General features: G+C 69.2%; 15 protein-coding genes and 1 tRNA gene. 5 read left to right on the top strand and 11 right to left on the bottom strand.

Going from position 1 to position 18,641, the window contains the following annotated elements; all coding sequences use genetic code 11:
* Nucleotides 1-2: 2 nt before the first annotated feature.
* Nucleotides 3-1,004: an ABC transporter substrate-binding protein gene (locus tag V5F61_RS12540; protein ID WP_393989325.1), complete on the bottom strand. Its 1,002-nt coding sequence runs from the start codon at nt 1,002-1,004 to the stop codon at nt 3-5.
* A 188-nt stretch (nt 1,005-1,192) separates the two neighbouring features.
* Here V5F61_RS12540 and V5F61_RS12535 point away from each other — a divergent pair, with 188 nt between their 5' ends.
* Complete coding sequence (locus V5F61_RS12535) at nt 1,193-2,050, top strand: amino acid ABC transporter substrate-binding protein (RefSeq protein ID WP_393989324.1); 858 nt, start codon at nt 1,193-1,195, stop codon at nt 2,048-2,050.
* Between the two features lie 110 nt (nt 2,051-2,160).
* Nucleotides 2,161-3,144, top strand: coding sequence for a zinc transporter ZntB (locus tag V5F61_RS12530; RefSeq protein ID WP_393989323.1), 984 nt, complete (start codon nt 2,161-2,163; stop codon nt 3,142-3,144).
* Nucleotides 3,145-3,214: 70 nt separating this feature from the next.
* On the opposite strand, the gene V5F61_RS12525 is transcribed toward V5F61_RS12530, so the two are convergent.
* Nucleotides 3,215-3,811, bottom strand: a complete 597-nt coding sequence (locus V5F61_RS12525) for a superoxide dismutase (RefSeq protein WP_393989322.1) — start codon at nt 3,809-3,811, stop codon at nt 3,215-3,217.
* Between the two features lie 247 nt (nt 3,812-4,058).
* Here V5F61_RS12525 and V5F61_RS12520 point away from each other — a divergent pair, with 247 nt between their 5' ends.
* Nucleotides 4,059-5,051: a hypothetical protein gene (locus V5F61_RS12520; RefSeq protein WP_393989321.1), complete on the top strand. Its 993-nt coding sequence runs from the start codon at nt 4,059-4,061 to the stop codon at nt 5,049-5,051.
* A gap of 244 nt (nt 5,052-5,295) precedes the next feature.
* On the opposite strand, the gene V5F61_RS12515 is transcribed toward V5F61_RS12520, so the two are convergent.
* A tRNA-Leu gene (locus tag V5F61_RS12515) sits at nt 5,296-5,380 on the bottom strand.
* A gap of 26 nt (nt 5,381-5,406) precedes the next feature.
* Nucleotides 5,407-5,829, bottom strand: a complete 423-nt coding sequence (locus tag V5F61_RS12510) for a HesB/IscA family protein (RefSeq protein WP_393989320.1) — start codon at nt 5,827-5,829, stop codon at nt 5,407-5,409.
* A gap of 207 nt (nt 5,830-6,036) precedes the next feature.
* Here V5F61_RS12510 and V5F61_RS12505 point away from each other — a divergent pair, with 207 nt between their 5' ends.
* Nucleotides 6,037-9,699, top strand: a complete 3,663-nt coding sequence (locus V5F61_RS12505) for a sensor domain-containing protein (RefSeq protein WP_393989319.1) — start codon at nt 6,037-6,039, stop codon at nt 9,697-9,699.
* Between the two features lie 242 nt (nt 9,700-9,941).
* On the opposite strand, the gene V5F61_RS12500 is transcribed toward V5F61_RS12505, so the two are convergent.
* The 6 genes from V5F61_RS12500 to V5F61_RS12475 form a co-directional block, all read right to left on the bottom strand.
* Nucleotides 9,942-10,358 carry a VOC family protein gene (locus V5F61_RS12500; RefSeq protein WP_393989318.1) on the bottom strand — a complete coding sequence of 139 codons (417 nt, stop codon included), beginning with the start codon at nt 10,356-10,358 and terminating at the stop codon, nt 9,942-9,944.
* A gap of 10 nt (nt 10,359-10,368) precedes the next feature.
* Nucleotides 10,369-10,755, bottom strand: coding sequence for an SUF system Fe-S cluster assembly protein (locus V5F61_RS12495; RefSeq protein ID WP_393989317.1), 387 nt, complete (start codon nt 10,753-10,755; stop codon nt 10,369-10,371).
* Nucleotides 10,756-11,015: 260 nt separating this feature from the next.
* Nucleotides 11,016-12,383: a Fe-S cluster assembly protein SufD gene (sufD, locus tag V5F61_RS12490; protein WP_393989316.1), complete on the bottom strand. Its 1,368-nt coding sequence runs from the start codon at nt 12,381-12,383 to the stop codon at nt 11,016-11,018.
* A gap of 10 nt (nt 12,384-12,393) precedes the next feature.
* Entirely contained in the window at nt 12,394-13,143 is a 750-nt protein-coding gene (gene sufC, locus V5F61_RS12485) for a Fe-S cluster assembly ATPase SufC (protein WP_393989315.1), read from the bottom strand.
* 139 nt (nt 13,144-13,282) lie between these two features.
* Entirely contained in the window at nt 13,283-14,755 is a 1,473-nt protein-coding gene (gene sufB / locus V5F61_RS12480; protein ID WP_393989314.1) for a Fe-S cluster assembly protein SufB, read from the bottom strand.
* Between the two features lie 81 nt (nt 14,756-14,836).
* A complete protein-coding gene (locus V5F61_RS12475; RefSeq protein ID WP_393989313.1) occupies nt 14,837-16,036 on the bottom strand; it encodes a cysteine desulfurase family protein in 1,200 nt (399 codons plus the stop codon).
* Nucleotides 16,037-16,479: 443 nt separating this feature from the next.
* On the opposite strand from V5F61_RS12475, the gene V5F61_RS12470 reads away from it, so the two are divergent.
* Nucleotides 16,480-17,142: an alpha/beta hydrolase gene (locus V5F61_RS12470; RefSeq protein WP_393989312.1), complete on the top strand. Its 663-nt coding sequence runs from the start codon at nt 16,480-16,482 to the stop codon at nt 17,140-17,142.
* 177 nt (nt 17,143-17,319) lie between these two features.
* Here V5F61_RS12470 and zapE read toward each other — a convergent pair whose 3' ends face one another.
* Nucleotides 17,320-18,510: a cell division protein ZapE gene (gene zapE / locus V5F61_RS12465; RefSeq protein WP_393989311.1), complete on the bottom strand. Its 1,191-nt coding sequence runs from the start codon at nt 18,508-18,510 to the stop codon at nt 17,320-17,322.
* Nucleotides 18,511-18,641: the final 131 nt, after the last annotated feature.

Genomic DNA, 18,641 nt, shown 5'->3' with positions numbered 1-18,641 from the left:
CCTCACATGTCCAGGTAGAAGTCGTCCGGCGGCAGCTTGCCGCCCAGGGCGTCCGGCTGCATGGACAGGATCGTCTCATAGAAGGCGACGAGGCCGGGCTTCAACGTTTTGGCGCCGGTGGCGACCACGTTGAAGTGGTCGAGCGAGGCGGCGAATACGGGCGCCTTCATGCCCATTTTTTCCTGCGCCAGCTCGCCGGCGGCGGCCTTGTCGGCCAGCACCCAGTCCTTGGCGGGCACGAGGCCGGTGCGCAGGGCCGCCACCACCTCCGGATTGTCCTCCAGAAGCTTCTCGTGCACGGCGATGCCGGCCATGGGCAGGCCGAGCCCGTTGTGCTGCTCCCGCCACACGGTCTGCAGATTGACCGCGCGATAGAGGCTCTTGCCGGCGTGCTTCGCCATCATGATGGCGGCGGTGGCCGGCGGCTCGGAGAGCACGGCGGTGGTGGCGCGCCCGGCGGCGAGCATCTGCGCCGCCTCCATGGGGGTCTGCACGTAGGTGAGCGTCACGTCCTTGTCCGGGTCCATGCCGGCGCCCTTCAGGCAGGCGCGGAAGACGAGGTCCGGCATGTCGTTGCGGAAGAAGCCCAGCACCTCCTTGCCGGCGAGATCCTTCAGGTCCTTGATGTTCTCGTCCGCGCTCACCACCGTGAGGTGGCCCATGGAGAGGATGGCGAACAGCTTCAGCGGCAGGCCGCGGTTGGCGAGGTTCGCGGGCACGTGGGTGGGGGTGGTGAAAAGACGGGTGCGGCCGGAGACGATGGCCGCGCGCAGGTCATCGGTGTCGCGCCACAGGCGGAAGGTGGCGCCGGGGGCGGCGGCATCGAGCCCGCCGGAGGCCAGGAGGCGCACCAGGACGATGGTGGAGCCATTGGGCGCACCGAGAATCTCGAGCCCCTCGGCCGGCTTGGCGAAGGCCCGCGAGAGGCCGCCGGCGCCGAACGCGGCGAGGCCCGTGGACGCCATGGCGCCGAGCATCTGCCGGCGGGAAAGCAATGCGGTCATGAAAATCATCCCCTCGACGCCCCAGCGGCCGGGGCGCAATGCTATATACAATTAGACATAGCACAGCCTGTGCGCGGACTTCACGCGGCAGAGAGCCGCCACGATGTCGCGCCGGGGAGGCGGGTAGCCTTTTGCCTGCCGAGATGGCAGCATCCGGACCCATCGCGCTTTCGGGAACGGGGGAAGACATGAGGGCTCTTGCGAAGCGGCTGCTGGCCGTGGCGGTGGCGGTGCTGCTGCCGGCGGGAGCGCTGCCGGTGGCGGCGCAGACGCTGGACCGGGTGGCCCAGAGCCAGGCCTTCCGCATCGGCTATCGCCAGTCCGCCCCGCCCTATTCCTACGCCGCCGCCGACGGCAAGCCCGCCGGCTATGTGGTGGACCTGTGCCGCGAGGTGGCGGCGGGCGTGCAGAAGGCGCTGAAGCTGCCCAAGCTCAACATCGAATATGTGCGGGTTTCCGCCGATGACCGGCTCCAGGCGGTGCACGACGGGCGGGTGGACGTGCTGTGCGAGCCCACCTCCATGACCATGTCGCGCCGCGCGCTGGTGGACTTCTCCCTGCCCACCTTCATCGACGGCGCCAGCGTCGTCACCCGCGGCACGCCGGTGAAGGGGCTGGAGGATCTCGCCGGCCGCAAGGTGGGCGTGCTGAAGGGCACCACCACCGAGGAGACCCTGCGCTCCACCCTCGCGCAGATGGGCGTGAAGGCGGACGTGGTGGCCGTGGACGACCACCCCCAGGGCCTGAAGATGCTGGCCGACGGCAAGCTGGACGCCTATTTCGGCGACCGGGGGATCCTGTTCTACCTCGTCACCAACAGCCCCTATGCCAAGTCGCTCTCGCTGTCGGACCAGTATTTCACCTTCGAGACCTACGCCCTCGCCTTGCCGCGCGGCGACCAGGCCTTCCGCCTGCTGGTGGATACGACGCTGGCCGACCTCTACCGAACCGAGCGCATCCGCGACATCTACGCCCGCACCTTCGGCAAGTTTCCGCCGGACCAGTTCCTGAATGCGCTGTTCGTCATCAACGGCGTGCCGAGATAATCCCCGCGGCGGAGCCCCTGCCGTAGCGAGACCGACTTCTCCGCGTCGTGCAGTCATGCCAGGAAGGGGCGGAAACCCGTCCTGAAACTGATTGCCCGAACGGATTGCCCATGAACGGTCTCGAAACCGAAGGCCTGCTCTCCGCCTGGTCCTTCGACGGCAAGGGCGCAGCCACCCAGATCGGCTGGAACGAGATCCTCAACACGCCGATTCCCGAGCAGGGCTTCGTGTGGCTGCACTTCCGCCACCTCGAACGCGCGCCCCAAGAGTGGCTGCGGCAGAAATCGGGCATCGACCCCTCCGCCATCGAGGCGCTGGTGGAGGCGGAGGCCCGCCCGCGCTGCGCCGTGTTCGCGGACGGCGCCCTGCTTTCCCTGCGCGGCATCAACCTGCAGCGCAATGCGCTGCCGGAGGAACTCATCACCGTGCACCTGTGGGTGGATGCCAAGCGCATCATCTCGGTGCAGCACGAGGCCCTCTCCGCCATCGCCGATTACGAGGACATGCTCAAGCGCGGCCGCTGCCCGCGCACCCAGGGCGAGTTCGTGGCCGAGCTCTCCATGCGCCTCGTGGACCGGATGGACGCGGTGGTGAACAGCCTCATCGACGAGGCCGACGACCTGGAGGACGATGTCGCGCGGCTCGAAAGCTCGGTGCTGCTGCCCAAGGTCGCCATCCTCCGGCGGGTCGCCATCAAGCTGCGCCGGCACATCGCGCCCCAGCGCGAGGCGCTCAACCATTTCTCCCTGGAGGACGATTCCTGGCTCGGCCCCAAGGACCGCAACCGCCTGCGCGACGCTGCCGACCGCGTGACCCGCTTCACGGAAGAGCTCGACAGTGTGCGCGAGCGCGCCGCCGTCATCCGCGACCAGATGGTGGATCGCCGGGCCGAGCAGATGAACCAGTCCATGCTGGTGCTGGCGGTGGTGACGGTGGTGTTCGCCCCGCTCACCCTCATCTCCGGCATGTTCGGCATGAACGTGGGCGGCATCCCCGGCTCCCAGGACGGCGAGGGCTTCTGGATCGTGACGGTGATCCTGGTACTGCTTGGCCTGTTCTTCCTGTGGGCCTTCCGGCGCCTGCGCTGGATCTGACGGGCGCCCTGCCAAAAGAAAGGGAGCGCCCCGGCACGACGGCCGCGGCGCTCCCCCTTATCCTGCCGGATCAGATGGCCTTGCTGTACAGCTCGGCCACGTAGTCCCAGTTTACCAGGTGGTCCACGAAAGCCTTCAGGTAGTCGGGACGGCGATTGCGATAATCAATGTAATAGGAGTGCTCCCACACGTCGACGCCCAGAATGGGGGTCGCGCCGTGGATCAGCGGGTTCTCGCCGTTGGGAGACTTGGAGACCTCGAGCTTGCCGTCCTTGACGGACAGCCAGGCCCAGCCCGAGCCGAACTGGCTGGCACCGGCGGCGATGAAGTCTTCCTTGAACTTCTCGACCGAGCCGATGTCGGCGATGATCTTCTTTTCCAGCTCGCCGGGAATGGCGCCGCCGCCGTTCGGCTTCAGCCAGTTCCAGAAATGCAGGTGGTTATAGTGCTGGCCGGCGTTGTTGAAGAGCGCGGCATTCTTGCCGTAGGAGCCCTTCACCACCTCCTCAAGGGATTTCCCTTCAAATTCAGTTCCCTTTAGGAGATTGTTGCCATTATTGACATAAGCGAGATGGTGCTTGTCGTGATGGTACTCCAGGGTCTCACGCGACATGTACGGGGTGAGAGCATCGTAGGAGTAAGGCAGGTCGGGCAGCGTAAAGGACATGAAACATCTCCGCAAACGATCCGGCACACACTCGGCGCCAGATCGCAGGTCCCGACCGGGCGGGAGATGCGGAGCGACCGAGCTGCGAACTAGATAGGGCGGGGTCGTTCCTCAAACAACCTTGATCTCGCCAATTTTCTGGATGCGACGCCTCCCTGGCGTCCTGTCCGGATGGACTGCAAAGGGGCATCCGGCCACCGGTCTCTTCGGGACGCGCGCGGCCGGCACAGCGGAGTGGGGTAGCGGGATGTGGTGGTTTCTGGTCCTTCTCGGCATACTGATCGCGCTCTCGGGCCTCTCGGTCATCGCGCTCGGCATTTCCATCTTCGTATCGACCTTCGGCAACACGCTCATCACCACCGGCGCGGTGGCGGCCTCGGGCGGGTTCGTCATCACCGCCATGGGGCTGGTGCTGCGCCAGATGGAGCGCCTGACCCGGCGCGTCGAGGCCGTGATCGGCCGAGACAGCGCCGAGGCGCCCGCAGCCGAGGCTGAGCCAGCCGCAGAACCCGCGCCGTCCCGGCGCGGCAAGGCCGCAGCGCCCGCCGCCACGGAAGCGCCGTCCGCGGAGGCGCCGTCCGCGCAGGCCCGCGCCGCCGAGCCCACGCCGGAGGGCCCCGCCCGCGACCTTTCCGCCATGGGCGACAAGCGCGGCATCGGCGCTCCAGCGCCTGAAATGAAGCTCATGACCGCCCGCGAGCGGATGAAGCCGGAACTGCGCGCGCCACGCCTGCCGGCGGACGAGGCCAAGCCCGCCGAGCCCGCAGCGCCGGAACCCCCGCGTGCCGCCCAGCCGGCGCCGGCGGAGGACCCCATGGTCCAGGCGCGGCGCGAGCGGCTGGAGCGCCGCGGCGAGACGCCCGCCGCCACGCCGGCGGAACCGCGCGCGCCCCTGCCGCCACGCCTGCGCGCCGGCCTGGAGCAGCCCGCGCCGCGCGGCCCCCGCCCGCCCGAGCCGCGCGCCACGGAACCGCGTGAAGCGGAAACCCGCGCCACAGAGCCCCGCGCGCCGGAGACGGAGGCCGCCACGCCGGCCGCCCCTGAAGCGCCGGCTGCGGAACCCCAGGCCGCTGCGTCGCCCGAGGAACCGCGCATCCTCAAGTCCGGCATCGTCGGCGGAATGGCCTATACGCTGTATTCGGACGGCTCCATCCAGGCCGAGCTGCCCGATGGCGTGGTGCGCTTCTCCTCGTTGCAGGAGCTGCGCGACCATGTGGCGCGGGCCCAGCAGATGCGCTGACGCCACCGCGCCCTCCGCGACGCCGGGGGCGCCTCGCACCGGCGGGATATGGGCTCCCGGAGGCACAACTCCAGATGGATTTTCGGAACGTCTTTCACGCAGACAGCATTCCGTCCAGAGTGGCGAATGCCGCGCACAGCACTCCACGCCTCTCTGCGGCCGAGATGCCTTGCGCACGATGCCCCCGGAAGCCGCTGGAGCAGCCCGAAGGCCCACGGGAGAGGCGCTCCCGCGCGCCGGGGCGTGGTGCGGACGGCGGGGATCGAACCCGCATACCCGGAGGTGAGGGATTTTAAGTCCCTTGCGTCTACCAGTTCCGCCACGTCCGCATCGCGCCCGGCCGGACGGGAATGCCTCAGGATTGGGCGTAAGTCGAGGGGTCCGCCGGGGTCAGCGAAACCGACTCGCCACAACCGCAGGAAGAAACCTGATTCGGATTGTTGAAGACAAACTGGGCGGCCAGCTTGTCCACCTTAAAGTCCATCTCGGTTCCCAGCAGGAACAGCAGGGCCTTCGAATCGATCACCACCCGCACGCCCTTATCCTCGACGACGGTATCCAAGGGGCCGGTGTCGTGAGTATATTCCATGGTGTACGACATCCCGGCGCAGCCTCCATTGGCCACGCCCAGTCGCACCGCGTCGCCGGGCCGCTCGGCGGCGGCGAGAAGCTCCTTCAGGCGCGCGGCGGCAGCGTCGGTGATGCGGAGAACCGGTGGACGTGGACGCCTGCCCTCGGTCGGACGCTGGCCCTCGGCCGGCGGGGAAACCTCGCTCATGAACGCTCTCCAGCTCGCGCCCCACAGCCTGGGGCGATCCTTATCCCCTAGATGGTGGATCGCACCGGCCACGGCAAGGCATCGTCCCGCCGCGGCGGTGCACGCCGGCAGCGGCTAGAGGGGAACCCCGGAATCCGGTATTTGCCGGCCCGCCCCCGTGTTCCCCGGGGCCGGCACTGTCCCGCTGATCGAGAGTTCGAGTACGAGATGCTTATCCGCAGTCAAAGCCTGGGCCTGACGATCGCATACGTGGTCATCGCGGGCATCTGGCTGCTCCTCCCCGACATGTTTCTCGCCCGCCTCCTCGGGGCGGACACGGCCGCCGTGATCTCCCCTTACCGCAACGCCCTGTTCGTGGCCTTCTCGGCGCCGCTCCTGCTGCTGGCGCTGCAACGCACGGGCGGCGCGGAAGGGCGCGCGCGCGCGCTCCAGCCCAAGCTGGTACACATGGCGATCGCCTCGCTGGTGCTCAGCATCGCGGTCATCGCCGGCATCGCCTACACCTACGAGACCGCCTCCCAGCGTCTCATCAGCGACAACCGCCGCTACCTCGCCGGCTTCACCGAGGTGCAGAACCAGACCCTGCTGCGACAGCGTGCCCTGCGGACCGCCGCGACCCAGGCCATTGCCGGCATGCCCGCCCTCGCCGGCGCGACGGAGCCCGACACCTCAGGCCGGGAACAGGCGCGCCTGCTGCTCGAGCATTCCACATCCGCCTTCGATTTCAGCGCCTTCCAGGTGCTCGACCTCGACGGCCGCCCCCTGGTTGCCACCGCCAAGGGCCTGGTGGTTCCGCCCGGCATCACGAGAGGCATCCGTCAGGCGGCGGAAACCCGCGAACCGGTGTTCGTGCCGCTCTGGGATTCCGGGGATGGCGACACCCGCAGCGGCGTGCTGGCCCCCATCATCGACGCGAAGGCGCCGGGCAGGCCCGTCTCCGGCGTGCTGCTGAGCGAGACCTCTGCCTCGCAATTCCTCTACCCTTTGCTCGCCGGCGCGCTGCGCGGCTCAAACACCACCGACGTCTTCCTCATGCGCCCCGCCGAAGGCGGGCGCTGGATCATCACCTCGCCCCAGCGGGGCAGCGATTCGCCCCCCCTCACCGAGACCATCGACGGGCGCACCTACGATTTCGCCGCCAGCCCCGACGGCAGGCAGATCGGCATCGGTACCGATCACCTCGGGCAGCCGGTGCTGGCCTTCCGCCGCCCGCTGGAAGGCACGCCAGCCGATGTGGTGGCGAAAACCGATCTCCAGGAAGTGCTGGGCAACGCGCAGATGGTAGCCGCGCTTTCCACCGCGGTCGCCGGGCTCTCGCTCATGCTCGCCTTCGCCGTCGGCTATGCGGTCACCGAAAGCGCCAAGCGGCGCGCGACGGCCCGCATCACCGCCCAGGCGCGGGCGCTCGACCATGCCGAGATCCGCTTCCGCGCCACCTTCGAGCAGGCGGCCGTGGGCATCGCCCATGTCGGGCTCGACGACACCTTCCTCGAGGTGAACGAGACCCTGTGCAGCCTGCTCGGCTACACCAAGCAGGAACTGGCCGGCCAGCACTATGGGCGCATCCGCCGCCCGGACGAGAGCGCCGACGACATCCGCATCTGGCGCGCCCTCATCGCCGGCGACGTGCCGAACGTGCAGACCGAGCAGCGCCATGTGCGCAAGGACGGCAGCGAGGTCTGGCTCGCCTGCACCACCTCCCTCGCCCGTACGCCCGAGGGCGAGCCGGACTATTTCATCATGGTTGCCCGCGACATGTCGGTGCGCCGCGCGCAGGAGATCGCCCTGCTCGAAAGCCAGGAGCGGTTCGAGCTTGCCGTGGGCAGCACCGAGCAGGGGGTGTGGGACTGGCGCCGCCGCGGGCCCGGCATCTACCTCTCGGAGCGCTGCTACACCCTGCTGGACCTGCCGGCCGACAGCCCGCTCGACCTCACGCGCCTGTGGCGCGAGCTGCTGCATCCGGAAGACCGGGCCGTGTTCCGCAAGGCCTGGCACCGCCTGCGCAACTCCACGGACGACCTGTTCCAGGCCGACGTGCGGCTGCTCCACGCCGACGGCACCTATCACGACTACCGCCTGCGCGGCTGCGCCAAGCGCGACCGGAGCGGCATGGTGGAACGCGTGGTGGGCATGCTCGACGACGTGACGCAGGACCGGCGCACCGAGCGCCACCTGCGGCTCGCCGCCGCCGTCTTCGTCAGCTCGAACGAGGGGCTGGTGGTCACCGACCTCGGCGGCACCATCTCCGCGGTCAATCCCGCCTTCACCCTCATCACCGGCTACGAAGAGCACGATGTGGTGGGGATGAACATGCATGTCATGCGCTCCGGCCGCCACGACATCACCTTCTACAAGCAGATGTGGGGCGCCATCCGGAAGAATGGAAGCTGGCAGGGCGAGATCTGGAACCGGCGCAAGAACGGCGAGGTGTTCCTGCAGCAGCTCGTCATCAGCACCGTCTACGACGCCGACGGCGCGCCGCAGAGCTATGTGGGCGCCTTCCACGATATCACCGCCATCAAGCGCAGCGAGTTCGAGCTCGACCACATCGCCCATTACGACCTGCTCACCGACCTGCCGAACCGCACCCTGCTCGCCTCCCTGCTCGACCACGCGGTGACGCGGCCGGCCGCGCGCTGCGCCGTGCTGTGCGTGGACCTCGACCGCTTCAAGACCGTGAACGAGAGCTATGGCCATGTGGCGGGCGACCAGGTGCTGCAGATGGCCGCCGCCCGCATGCGCGGCGTGCTCGGTGCCAACACCACCCTGGGCCGCTACGGGGCGGACGAGTTCCTCGTGATCGTCGACGACGTGAGGGGGCCGCAGGATGCGGCCGCCACCGCCAGCACCGTCATCGCCGCGCTTGCCGCGCCCTATGTGTTCCCCCCGGACGGGCAGGATGTCTACGTAGGCGCAAGCGTCGGCATCTCGCTCTATCCCGAAGATGCGGACAACGCGCAGAAGCTGGTGCAGCACGCCAACTCCGCCCTGTTCGAAGCCAAGAACAACGGGCGCGGCTCCTATGCCTTCTACACCCGCGAGCTGACGGACACCGCCAAGGCCCGCATCGAGATGGAGGCGGAGCTGCGCCGTGCCCTGGCACGCCAGGAATTCGAGCTGCACTACCAGCCCTGCGTCGATCTCACCACCGGGCATATCCGCAGCGTCGAGGCCCTGGTGCGCTGGCGCAGCCCCACGCGCGGCCTGGTGCCGCCGGACCGCTTCATCCCCTTCGCGGAGGAAACAGGCCTCATCGTGCCGCTGGGCGACTGGGTGCTGGAGGAGGCCTGCCGCCAGATGGCGAAATGGCTGAAAGCGGGCATGGTCTGCGACTATGTCGGCGTCAACCTCTCGCCCCGCCAGTTCAGCCGCGACACCGTCTGCGACCGGGTGCGCGAGGTGCTACGCCTCACCGGCCTGCCCCCCGAGCGCCTGGAGGTGGAGATCACCGAGGGCATGCTGTTCGAGGCGCGGGCGGCGGCCGAGCAGAAGTGCCAGAAGCTCGCCCACATGGGCGTGCACATCGCCCTCGACGATTTCGGCACGGGCTATTCCTCGCTCGGCTACCTCAAGCGCTTCCCCATCTCCAAGCTGAAGATCGACCGCTCCTTCGTGCGCGACCTGCCGCAGTCGGGGGCGGACGGGGAGATCACCGTCGCCATCATCGCCGTGGCGAAGGCCCTCGGCATGGAGGTGGTGGCGGAGGGGATCGAGACCGCGGCGCAGTATGACTTCCTGCGCAAGCGCTCCTGCGACCTCGGCCAGGGCTACCTGTTCAGTCGCCCGCTGATGGTGGCCGACATCGAAGCCCGTTTCGCCAGCAAGCAGGTTCCCCTCGCCGAGCTGGCCGAGGCTGCCGTGACTGCCTGACGCCCAGTCCCAGGGCCATCCCCCAGGCTCTCGGCCATGCCCGCGCGGCATTGGGGCTGATCTTTCGGGGTCGGCCAGAGGATCGGGGCCGATGACATCGGCCGGCCGGGCCGGCTTACGGAAGGTCGGGCCGGTGATTGAGGACACGGCCGCAGGGTGGCCTGCCGGCCGCGCGAAACCGCGGACGCGCACAGCAGGGGCGCGACGGTGGCACCCGCACCGGGCCCCTCGCACCTCTCCGTTCAGTAGTTGGTCCAGAGGCCGGGGCTGGCGATCTCCGCGAGGTTGCCGTCCGGGTCGCGAAAATAGAGGCTCGTGCCGCCGCGCGGCCAGTGCACCTCGCCCTCGATGACGACCCCGTGGGCCTCAAGATGCCGCCGCCAGGGCTCCACGTCCGTCGCCGAGAAGGCGAAATGCGCGTGTCCGGCGCCGTCATGGGGCGGGATGGTGCCGCCGAAGGGCAGTTCCACCGGCGCGTTCGCCGCGCCGCGCAGGAACAGCAGCAGCACCGTGCCGCCCACAGGGTAGGCGATGAACCGCGCATCCGCCCGCATGGGCGAGAGGCCCATCACGCCTTCGTAGAAGGCCGCCGCGCGCGCGAGGTCATCCACATAGAGCCCTGTTTCCAGCACGCGGTCGAGAAGCGGCGGCCGGTCCATGGGCGGGCGCTCACCACAGGTTCAAGGTGGCCCGCGCCTCGTCGGACATGCGGCCCTGGTCCCAGGGCGGATCGAAGGTGATGTCCACCTTCACGCCCGAGACACCCGGCACGGTCGCCACGGCGTTCTCCACCATGCCCGGCAGCGAGGCGGCGGCCGGGCAGTTGGGGGTGGTCAGCGTCATCTCCACCGCCACCGAGCGGTCGTCGGCGATATCCACCTTGTAGATGAGCCCGAGCTCGTAGATGTCGACGGGGATCTCGGGGTCGAACACGGTCTTCAGCGCGTCCACGATACCGTCGGTGAGGCGCGACAGCTCGTCCTGCGGGACGCTGGAGTGAACCTGCGGCAGGTTGCCCGCCGCCGCAACGGTCTCGTGAGCCTTGGTCTCGGTCATGCGAACATATCCTGTGCCATGGGCCGGGCGCCGGTATGGCGATTTTCCAAATGTGGGACCAGATGTCGAACTTTGGTCTAACGGCCTCGGGCACCACGGCCTTGGGAGTCAGGCACCGGGCCGCGCCCGTCGGCGCCGCGCGCCGTCAGGGGGCGCGGGGTGCCACGCGAGCGGCGGCCACCTTTCATATCCGCCCAAACGACGCCGCGCGCAACGCCTTCGCGCTTTGCCCCGGGGCCAGACGGGAGACCCCGCGGGCCCTAGCCGGCCCGCCCGGCGAGCCACCACGCCATGCGCGCCACCAGTGCCTCGCGCACCGCCGGGTCCGCCACATGCTCCACCGCCTCGCCGGCGAAGGCCTGGATCAGCAGCATTTCCGCCTCGGCGCGCGGCAGGCCGCGGGACATGAGGTAGAACAGCATCTTGTCGTCGAGCGCGCCGGCGGTGGCGCCGTGGCCGCACTGCACGTCGTCGGCGAAGATCTCCAGCTCGGGCTTGTTGTCCATCTCCGCCTCGTCGGAGAGCAGCAGCGCCTGGCTCATCATGCGCCCGTCGGTCTTCTGCGCATCCGGCCGCACGGTGATCTTGCCCTGGAACACGCCCCGCGCGGCATCGGCCAGCACGGTCTTGAACAGCTCCCGGCTCTCGCAGCCGGGCACCGCATGGTCCAGGAACAGGGTCACGTCCGCGTGGCGCCGGCCCGAGAGCAGGCTCGCCCCGCGCACGCCCATATGGGCGCCGGAGCCGGCGAAGCGCCCGTGGACCGTGAGGCGCGAGAGCGCGGCGCCGAGGGTGAGCACGAAGGCGTCGTAGCGCGCCGCGCGGCCCAGCTCCACCACCAGCGTGCCGAGGTGGGTCGCCCCCTCCCCTTCCGCCTGAAGGCGCACATGGTCCACCCGCGCCCCGTCGCCCACCAGCAGCTCCACGACGGCATCGTCGAGATAGGCTGCGCTTGAGGCGCCCTCGAAGCTCTCGATGAGGGAAAGCTCGGCCCCCTCCTCCACCACCACCAGCAGGCGGGTGAAGACGCTGGCGGCATCGGCGGCGGCGAATACCTGCGCCACATGAATGGGCCGCGCCACCTTCGCCCCGGCCGCCACGTGCAGCACCACGCCCTGGTCGAGCAGGGCGGTGTTGAGGGCGAGGGGGGCATCGTAGAAGGCGGGCGCGGCGCCTGCGAGGCGCTCCAACAATGGATGGTCCGCCGCCAGCGCATCGGCGAGGGAGAGCAGCGTCACGCCTTCCGGCAGTTCGGCCGGCAGCGGGCCCACCCGCCCGTCGGAGATGGTGACGCGCAGCGCATCGGGAAAGCTCGCGGCCTCGCGCGTCGGAACCGAGGCGCCCGCCGCGCGGGGCGGCACGGCGCGCAGCAGCGCCCGCAGGTCGGTATAATGCCACTCCTCCACCCGCCGGTGGGGCAGCCCGTTCTGCGCGAAGGCGGCGGCCGCCGCGCGGCGCAGCTCGCCCACGCGGCCAGGCTCGGTGGCGGGGGCGGCCGCCAGCATGTCCATGAAGGCCTGCTCGGCGGGGGTGCGCAGGGCGCGCAGCTCCGTCCGCGCGGGGGGCTTGGGCCGGGGGCCCGCCTGTTCGGCGTTCAGCTTCCCGGCGTTGCGATTGTCGGCATTCATGGGGTCGTCCTCACGCCGCGTCCGCGCCGTAGGCGGCGTAGCCGGTTTCCTCCAGCTCCAGCGCCAGCTCCTTGCCGCCCGTACGCACGATGCGGCCCTTGTGCATGACGTGGATCACATCCGGCACGATATGGTCGAGCAGGCGCTGGTAATGGGTGATGACGAGCATGGAGCGATCCGGCGCGCGCAGGGCGTTCACGCCCTCCGCCACCACCTTCAGCGCATCGATGTCGAGGCCGGAATCGGCCTCGTCCAGGATGCACAGCCGGGGCTGGAGCAGCGCCATCTGCAGGATCTCGTTGCGCTTCTTCTCGCCGCCGGAGAAGCCCACGTTCACACCCCGGCGCAGCATGTCCTGGGAGATGCCGAGCGCGGGCGCCTTCTCCTTCACGAGGCGCAGGAAATCGGGGGTGGAGATCTCCTCCTCGCCGCGCGTGCGGCGCTGGGCGTTGAGGGCGGCGCGCAGGAAGGTCATGTTGGCGACGCCGGGCACCTCCACCGGATACTGGAAGGCGAGGAACACCCCCGCCGCCGCCCGCTGGTCGGCCGAGAGCGCCAGCAGGTCCTGGCCCTCGAAAGTGACGGAGCCGTCGGTGACCTCGTACTCCTCCTTGCCCGTGAGCACATAGGAGAGGGTGGACTTGCCGGAGCCGTTGGGGCCCATGATGGCGTGCACCTGCCCGGCCGGCACCGTGAGGTCGAGCCCCTTGATGATCTCATTGCCGCCGATGCGGGCGTGCAGGTTCCTGATTTCGAGCATGTCTCGCAGTCCTTGAAGCGTGTTCGTCGCGGGGGGCGCCCTGCGCCCGCCTGCCGCGCCGTGCCGCCCTATGCGGGCGGCATCATCCGTTGGAAGCCCGCCGGCCCCGAGGCCGAACCGGGCGGAATGGCGCCGGCCCTCAGCCCACCGAGCCTTCGAGGCTCACGGCGATGAGCTTCTGCGCCTCCACCGCGAACTCCATGGGCAGCTGCTGCAGCACATCGCGCACGAAGCCGTTCACGATGAGCGCCACCGCCTCCTCCTGCGAGAGCCCGCGCTGGAGGCAGTAGAAGAGCTGGTCCTCGGAGATCTTGGAGGTGGTCGCTTCGTGCTCGAACACGGCGGAGGCGTTCTTCGCCTCCATGTAGGGCACGGTGTGGGCGCCGCAGGCGTCACCGATGAGCAGCGAATCGCAATTGGTGAAGTTGCGCGCACCGGCGGCCTTACGGTGGGCCGAGACGAGCCCCCGGTAGGTGTTGTTCGAGTGCCCGGCGGAGATGCCCTTGGAGATGATGCGGCTCGACGTGTTCTTGCCGAGATGGATCATCTTGGTGCCCGAATCCACCTGCTGGTGGCCGTTCGAGATGGCGATCGAGTAGAACTCGCCGCGCGAATTGTCGCCGCGCAGGATGCAGCTCGGATACTTCCAGGTGATGGCCGATCCGGTCTCCACCTGGGTCCAGGAGATCTTGGAATTATCACCCCGGCAATCGCCGCGCTTGGTGACGAAATTGTAGATGCCACCCCTGCCGTCCTTATCGCCGGGGTACCAGTTCTGGACCGTGGAATACTTGATCTCCGCGTCCTTCAGCGCCACCAGCTCCACCACGGCGGCGTGAAGCTGGTTTTCATCGCGCTGGGGGGCGGTGCAGCCTTCCAGGTAGCTCACATAGGAGCCCGCATCGGCGATGATGAGGGTGCGCTCGAACTGGCCGGTGTTCTTCTCATTGATGCGGAAGTAGGTGGACAGCTCCATGGGGCAGCGCACGCCCGGCGGCACGTAGACGAACGAGCCGTCGGAGAACACTGCCGAGTTGAGCGTGGCGTAGAAATTGTCCGACACCGGCACCACCGAGCCCAGATATTTCCGCACCAGATCGGGATGCTCGCGGATGGCCTCGGAGATGGGCATGAAGATGACGCCCGCCCTGGCCAGCTCCGCCTTGAAGGTGGTGGCCACCGAGACGCTGTCGAACACCGCGTCCACCGCCACCTTCGGCCGCTCCGCGCCCTCGATGCCGAGCAGCGCGTCGCGCTCGCGCAGGGGGATGCCGAGCTTCTCGTAGGTCTTGAGGATCTCGGGATCGATCTCGTCGATGGACTTGGGCGCCGCCTTGGGGCGCGCGTAATAGTAGTAGCTCTGGAAATCGATCTTCGGATAGCTCACCCGCGCCCACACGGGCTCTTCCATGGTGAGCCAGCGGCGATAGGCGTCGAGCCGCCATTCCAGCATCCATTCCGGCTCGTTCTTCTGAGCCGAGATGTAACGCACGATGTCCTCTGACAGACCCTTGGGCGCCTTTTCGCTCTCAATGTCCGTCACGAACCCGTACTTGTACTGATCCACATCGATCGCGCGCACCTGCGCGACGGTCTCCTGGACGGCAGACATCTTCACTTCTCCTCTCCCGCGCGGGGTCAAGGCCCGCGGGTCAAGTACGCATCCCCTGGCTCCGGCCGCGGCCGGGGCCCATCAGGCCGCCCGCGACGCGCGGCCTCTCACCTGCGGCACGACCTTTTGCAAGGCCTCCACCGCCCTATCCACATCCTCCTCGCCGCTCGACCAGCCGAGCGAGAGGCGGATGGCGCCCGCCGCCCGCTCCGCATCAAGCCCCATGGCCTCCAGCACGTGGGACGGGCCCACCTTACCCGAAGAGCAGGCCGAGCCGGCACTCACGCTTATGTGGGCGAGATCGAGCGCAATCACCAGCGTTTCCGCGCGCAATCCGGAAAAAGCCACAAGAGCGGTATTGGGAAGCCGCTCCACCGCCGCCCCCACCACGGAAGCGCCGGGAATGCGCGCCAGCACCTCGCCCTCCAGCCGCCTGCGGGCGGCGGCGAGGCGCGCCGCATCCTCCCGCAGCGCGGCCACGGCCGCGGCGGCGCCGAAGCCGGCGATGGCAGCGACATTCTCGGTGCCGGCGCGCCGGTTGCGCTCCTGCCCGCCGCCGGCCACCAGCGGCGCCACCCGCGTGTCGTCCCGCCCCGCCACCAGCGCCCCCGCGCCCTGCGGCCCGCCGATCTTGTGGGCGGACACGGCGACGAGGTCGAGATCCAGATCGCCCATGTGCAGCGGCACACGCCCGGCCGCCTGCACCGCATCGCAGAACACCACCCCGTCGTACGCATGCACGAGCTGCGCCGCCTGGGCGAGGGGCTGGAGCACGCCGGTCTCGTTGTTGGCCGCCATCAGCGCCACCATGGCGCGCCGTCCGGCGTCGCGGTGGTGGCGCAGGCGCGCCTCCAGAGCGTCGAGGTCGATGCGGCCGGCCACGTCCACCGGCACCCGCTCCGCTACCGGGAAGCGATGGCCCTTCAGCACCGCCGGATGCTCCACCGCGCTCGCCAGCAGCACGTCGCAGCGGTGCGGGCGGCCGCCGATCTCAACATCCGGGTGGAGCGCCAGGGAGATGGCCTCGGTGGCGCCGGAGGTGAAGACCACGCCGCGCGCCGGCCCGCCCACCAGCGTCGCCACCGCGCCGCGCGCGCGCTCCAGCTCGGCGCGGGCAGAGCGCCCCTCGCTGTGCACGGAAGAGGCGTTGCCCGGCGCGTCGAGCAGCGCGAGCATGGCCGCGCGCGCCTCGGGCCGCAGGGGGCTGGTGGCGTTATGGTCGAGATAGACCCGCGCCGGCGCGCCCGCTCGCGCCTGCTCCGCCGCCTGCCGCTCGTTCATGTCCGCCTCGATCCGCCTCGCATCCACCGGAGCTGACGCATGTTCCTCATGCGCACCGGCCCTCCCTTCCCCGGGATGCACAGGGCGAAGGGATGAGCCGAAGGCTTGCAATTGCCAGAAATCTCGGCCATAGGTCAAATCCCAGCCGTTCCTGCCTGCGTCACCCAGGGCTCCACCTCTCGGCAGAGCCCGGCGCGCGGGAACACGCTGGAATGATCGGAAATGATGGGTTCACCCCGTCTTGAAGTCAAGGCGCTCAACGCAAGGACCGGGCCCGAGGCGGGCTCGCAGCCGATGCGGCAGCGCCGTCCCGGCAGAATTCTGATCGGCGCCGCCGGCTGAGGACCCCCTCTTTCCCGGCAGCACCCGAGACCGGCCCGCGAATCAAGACGCCTCGCGGACTGACCTGTGAGAGATCGCCACCTAAGAGGTTGCGGACGTCCATGCCCGAAGTCATCTTCCCCGGCGAAAAGGGGCGGCTCGAAGGCCGCTACCAGCCCGCCAAGACCCGCAATGCCCCCATCGCCATCATTCTTCATCCGCATCCGCAGTTCGGCGGAACGATGAACAACCCGGTGGTGTACAACCTCTATTACCAGTTCGCGAACCGCGGCTTCTCGGTGCTGCGCTTCAATTTCCGCGGCGTCGGCCGCTCCCAGGGCTCGTTCGACCACGGCCAGGGCGAGCTTTCGGATGCCGCCGCCGCCCTCGACTGGGCGCAGTCCGTGAACCCGGACGCGCGCGCCTGCTGGATCGCCGGCTTCTCCTTCGGCGCCTGGATCGGCATGCAGCTGCTGATGCGCCGCCCGGAGGTGGAGGGCTTCATCTCCATCGCCGCCCCGGCCAACCTCTACGACTTCTCCTTCCTCGCCCCCTGCCCCTCCTCCGGCCTGTTCGTGCACGGGGACAAGGACGCGGTGGTGCCCACCACCGCGGTGCAGACCCTGGTGGAGAAGCTGAAGACCCAGAAGGGCATCGTCATCGAGCAGCAGGTGGTGCCCGGCGCCAACCACTTCTTCGACGGCAAGACCGAGGAGCTGATGGGCGTGGTGGGCACCTACCTGGACAAGCGCCTGCCCGGCACCCGCTCCAACAGCGCCGCCTGAGGCAAAGCCCCGCGCCTTCGACCAAGGGGCCGCCACGCGGCCCCTTTTTCATGCCGTGAGGCGGGCGCGCCGGCCCTCAGACGAAGCCTCCCGCACTGTTCTGATGGCCCCTTGGCCAGACCCGCGCGGCGTTCGCGCGCAACTCGCCCGGCACCGGCGAAGACCGGGCCGACGGCATCACGTCTCCACGATGCCGGTGGTGTTGCCGGAGGCGGTGGAATCCGGCCGGCCGTGGGGCTTCGCCAGATATTCGCCCGAGCGCATCTCGTGCAGGCGCGACACCGTGCGCGCGAACTCGAACGCCTCGGTGCCGTCGCTCGCCACATAGAGCCCCTCGGGCGGGGCGGCGGCGGAGGCCACCAGCTTCACGTTGGCGTCATAGAGGGTGTCGATCAGCGAGATGAAGCGCTTGGCCTCGTTGCGCTGGTCCGGCCCCATCACCGGAATGTGCTCCACCACCAGCGTGTGGAACATGCGCGCGAGGCTCAGGTAATCCGGGTTCGGGCCCAGCGGCGCCTCGCACAGATTGGCGAAGGAGAAGCGCGCCGCCCCGTGCGCCATGGCCGGCACCACGAGATGGCGCCCCTTCAGCTCGATCGCCCCCGGCACCCCGCCCGAAGGCCCCGCCAGACGCGCCCATGCGGCGTCGATGGCGGCGTCCGCCTCCCGCCCGAGCGGCGTGTACCAGGTGGAGAGGCCCTCCAGCTTCTCCATGCGGTAATCGGTGCGCGATTCGAGGGAGAGCACGGTCATGCGCGCCTCGATCATGTCGATGAACGGCAGGAACAGCGCGCGGTTGAGCCCGTTGGAATAGAGGTTTCGCGGCGCCACGTTGGAGGTGGCCACCACCACCACGCCGTCCGCAAACAGCTTCTCGAACAGGCGGCCGAGGATCATGGCGTCGGCGATGTCGGTGACGTGGAACTCGTCGAAGCACAGCACCTTGGCCTCGGCGGCGAGGGCCGCCGCCACGGGGGCGATGGGGTCGGCGGTCTTGCGCTCGCCGTTCTTCTGGGCCTGGCGCTCCCTGAAGATGCGCTCGTGCACGTCTCCCATGAAGGCATGGAAATGGGCGCGGCGCTTGTCCCTGGGCGGCAGGGCCTCGAAGAAGAGGTCCATCAGCATGCTCTTGCCGCGGCCCACCTCGCCGTAGATGTAGAGCCCCTTGGGCGCGGAGACCGGCGCGCGGCGCTGGAACAGCCAGCCAAGGGAGGAGGACTTCTGCGCCAGCGCCTTCTGGCGCAGCTCCAGCTCCAGGCTGGCGAACGCCTTCACCACCTCGGCCTGGGCGGGGTCCGCCTCGATGTCGCCGGCGGCGAGCCGTGCCGCATAAAGCTCCGCCACCCGCGCCGTCGTCTCAGTCGCCATGGAACGTCCCCTGCGCGCGGGCGAGCCGGCGCCGCTTCACCATTGTCGTTGGGGGAAGGTGGCCCGGTGCCCCCTCCGTTGGGGCCTGCTTTAAAGCATTTGCCCGCCGCCTGGATACCGGTGCGCACGAA

Origin of the sequence: Xanthobacter sediminis, from assembly GCF_043195015.1 — a bacterium.
Lineage (GTDB): Bacteria > Pseudomonadota > Alphaproteobacteria > Rhizobiales > Xanthobacteraceae > Xanthobacter.
This window is presented reverse-complemented; position numbering and strand designations above follow the sequence as displayed.

What these genes read in the sequence shown, in the direction of transcription:
- V5F61_RS12540 (WP_393989325.1), bottom strand. Translation starts at nt 1,004, where the DNA reads ATGACCGCATTGCTTTCCCGCCGGCAGATGCTCGGCGCCATGGCGTCC.
- V5F61_RS12535 (WP_393989324.1), top strand. Translation starts at nt 1,193, where the DNA reads ATGAGGGCTCTTGCGAAGCGGCTGCTGGCCGTGGCGGTGGCGGTGCTG.
- V5F61_RS12530 (WP_393989323.1), top strand. Translation starts at nt 2,161, where the DNA reads ATGAACGGTCTCGAAACCGAAGGCCTGCTCTCCGCCTGGTCCTTCGAC.
- V5F61_RS12525 (WP_393989322.1), bottom strand. Translation starts at nt 3,811, where the DNA reads ATGTCCTTTACGCTGCCCGACCTGCCTTACTCCTACGATGCTCTCACC.
- V5F61_RS12520 (WP_393989321.1), top strand. Translation starts at nt 4,059, where the DNA reads ATGTGGTGGTTTCTGGTCCTTCTCGGCATACTGATCGCGCTCTCGGGC.
- V5F61_RS12510 (WP_393989320.1), bottom strand. Translation starts at nt 5,829, where the DNA reads ATGAGCGAGGTTTCCCCGCCGGCCGAGGGCCAGCGTCCGACCGAGGGC.
- V5F61_RS12505 (WP_393989319.1), top strand. Translation starts at nt 6,037, where the DNA reads ATGCTTATCCGCAGTCAAAGCCTGGGCCTGACGATCGCATACGTGGTC.
- V5F61_RS12500 (WP_393989318.1), bottom strand. Translation starts at nt 10,358, where the DNA reads ATGGACCGGCCGCCGCTTCTCGACCGCGTGCTGGAAACAGGGCTCTAT.
- V5F61_RS12495 (WP_393989317.1), bottom strand. Translation starts at nt 10,755, where the DNA reads ATGACCGAGACCAAGGCTCACGAGACCGTTGCGGCGGCGGGCAACCTG.
- sufD (WP_393989316.1), bottom strand. Translation starts at nt 12,383, where the DNA reads ATGAATGCCGACAATCGCAACGCCGGGAAGCTGAACGCCGAACAGGCG.
- sufC (WP_393989315.1), bottom strand. Translation starts at nt 13,143, where the DNA reads ATGCTCGAAATCAGGAACCTGCACGCCCGCATCGGCGGCAATGAGATC.
- sufB (WP_393989314.1), bottom strand. Translation starts at nt 14,755, where the DNA reads ATGTCTGCCGTCCAGGAGACCGTCGCGCAGGTGCGCGCGATCGATGTG.
- V5F61_RS12475 (WP_393989313.1), bottom strand. Translation starts at nt 16,036, where the DNA reads ATGAACGAGCGGCAGGCGGCGGAGCAGGCGCGAGCGGGCGCGCCGGCG.
- V5F61_RS12470 (WP_393989312.1), top strand. Translation starts at nt 16,480, where the DNA reads ATGCCCGAAGTCATCTTCCCCGGCGAAAAGGGGCGGCTCGAAGGCCGC.
- zapE (WP_393989311.1), bottom strand. Translation starts at nt 18,510, where the DNA reads ATGGCGACTGAGACGACGGCGCGGGTGGCGGAGCTTTATGCGGCACGG.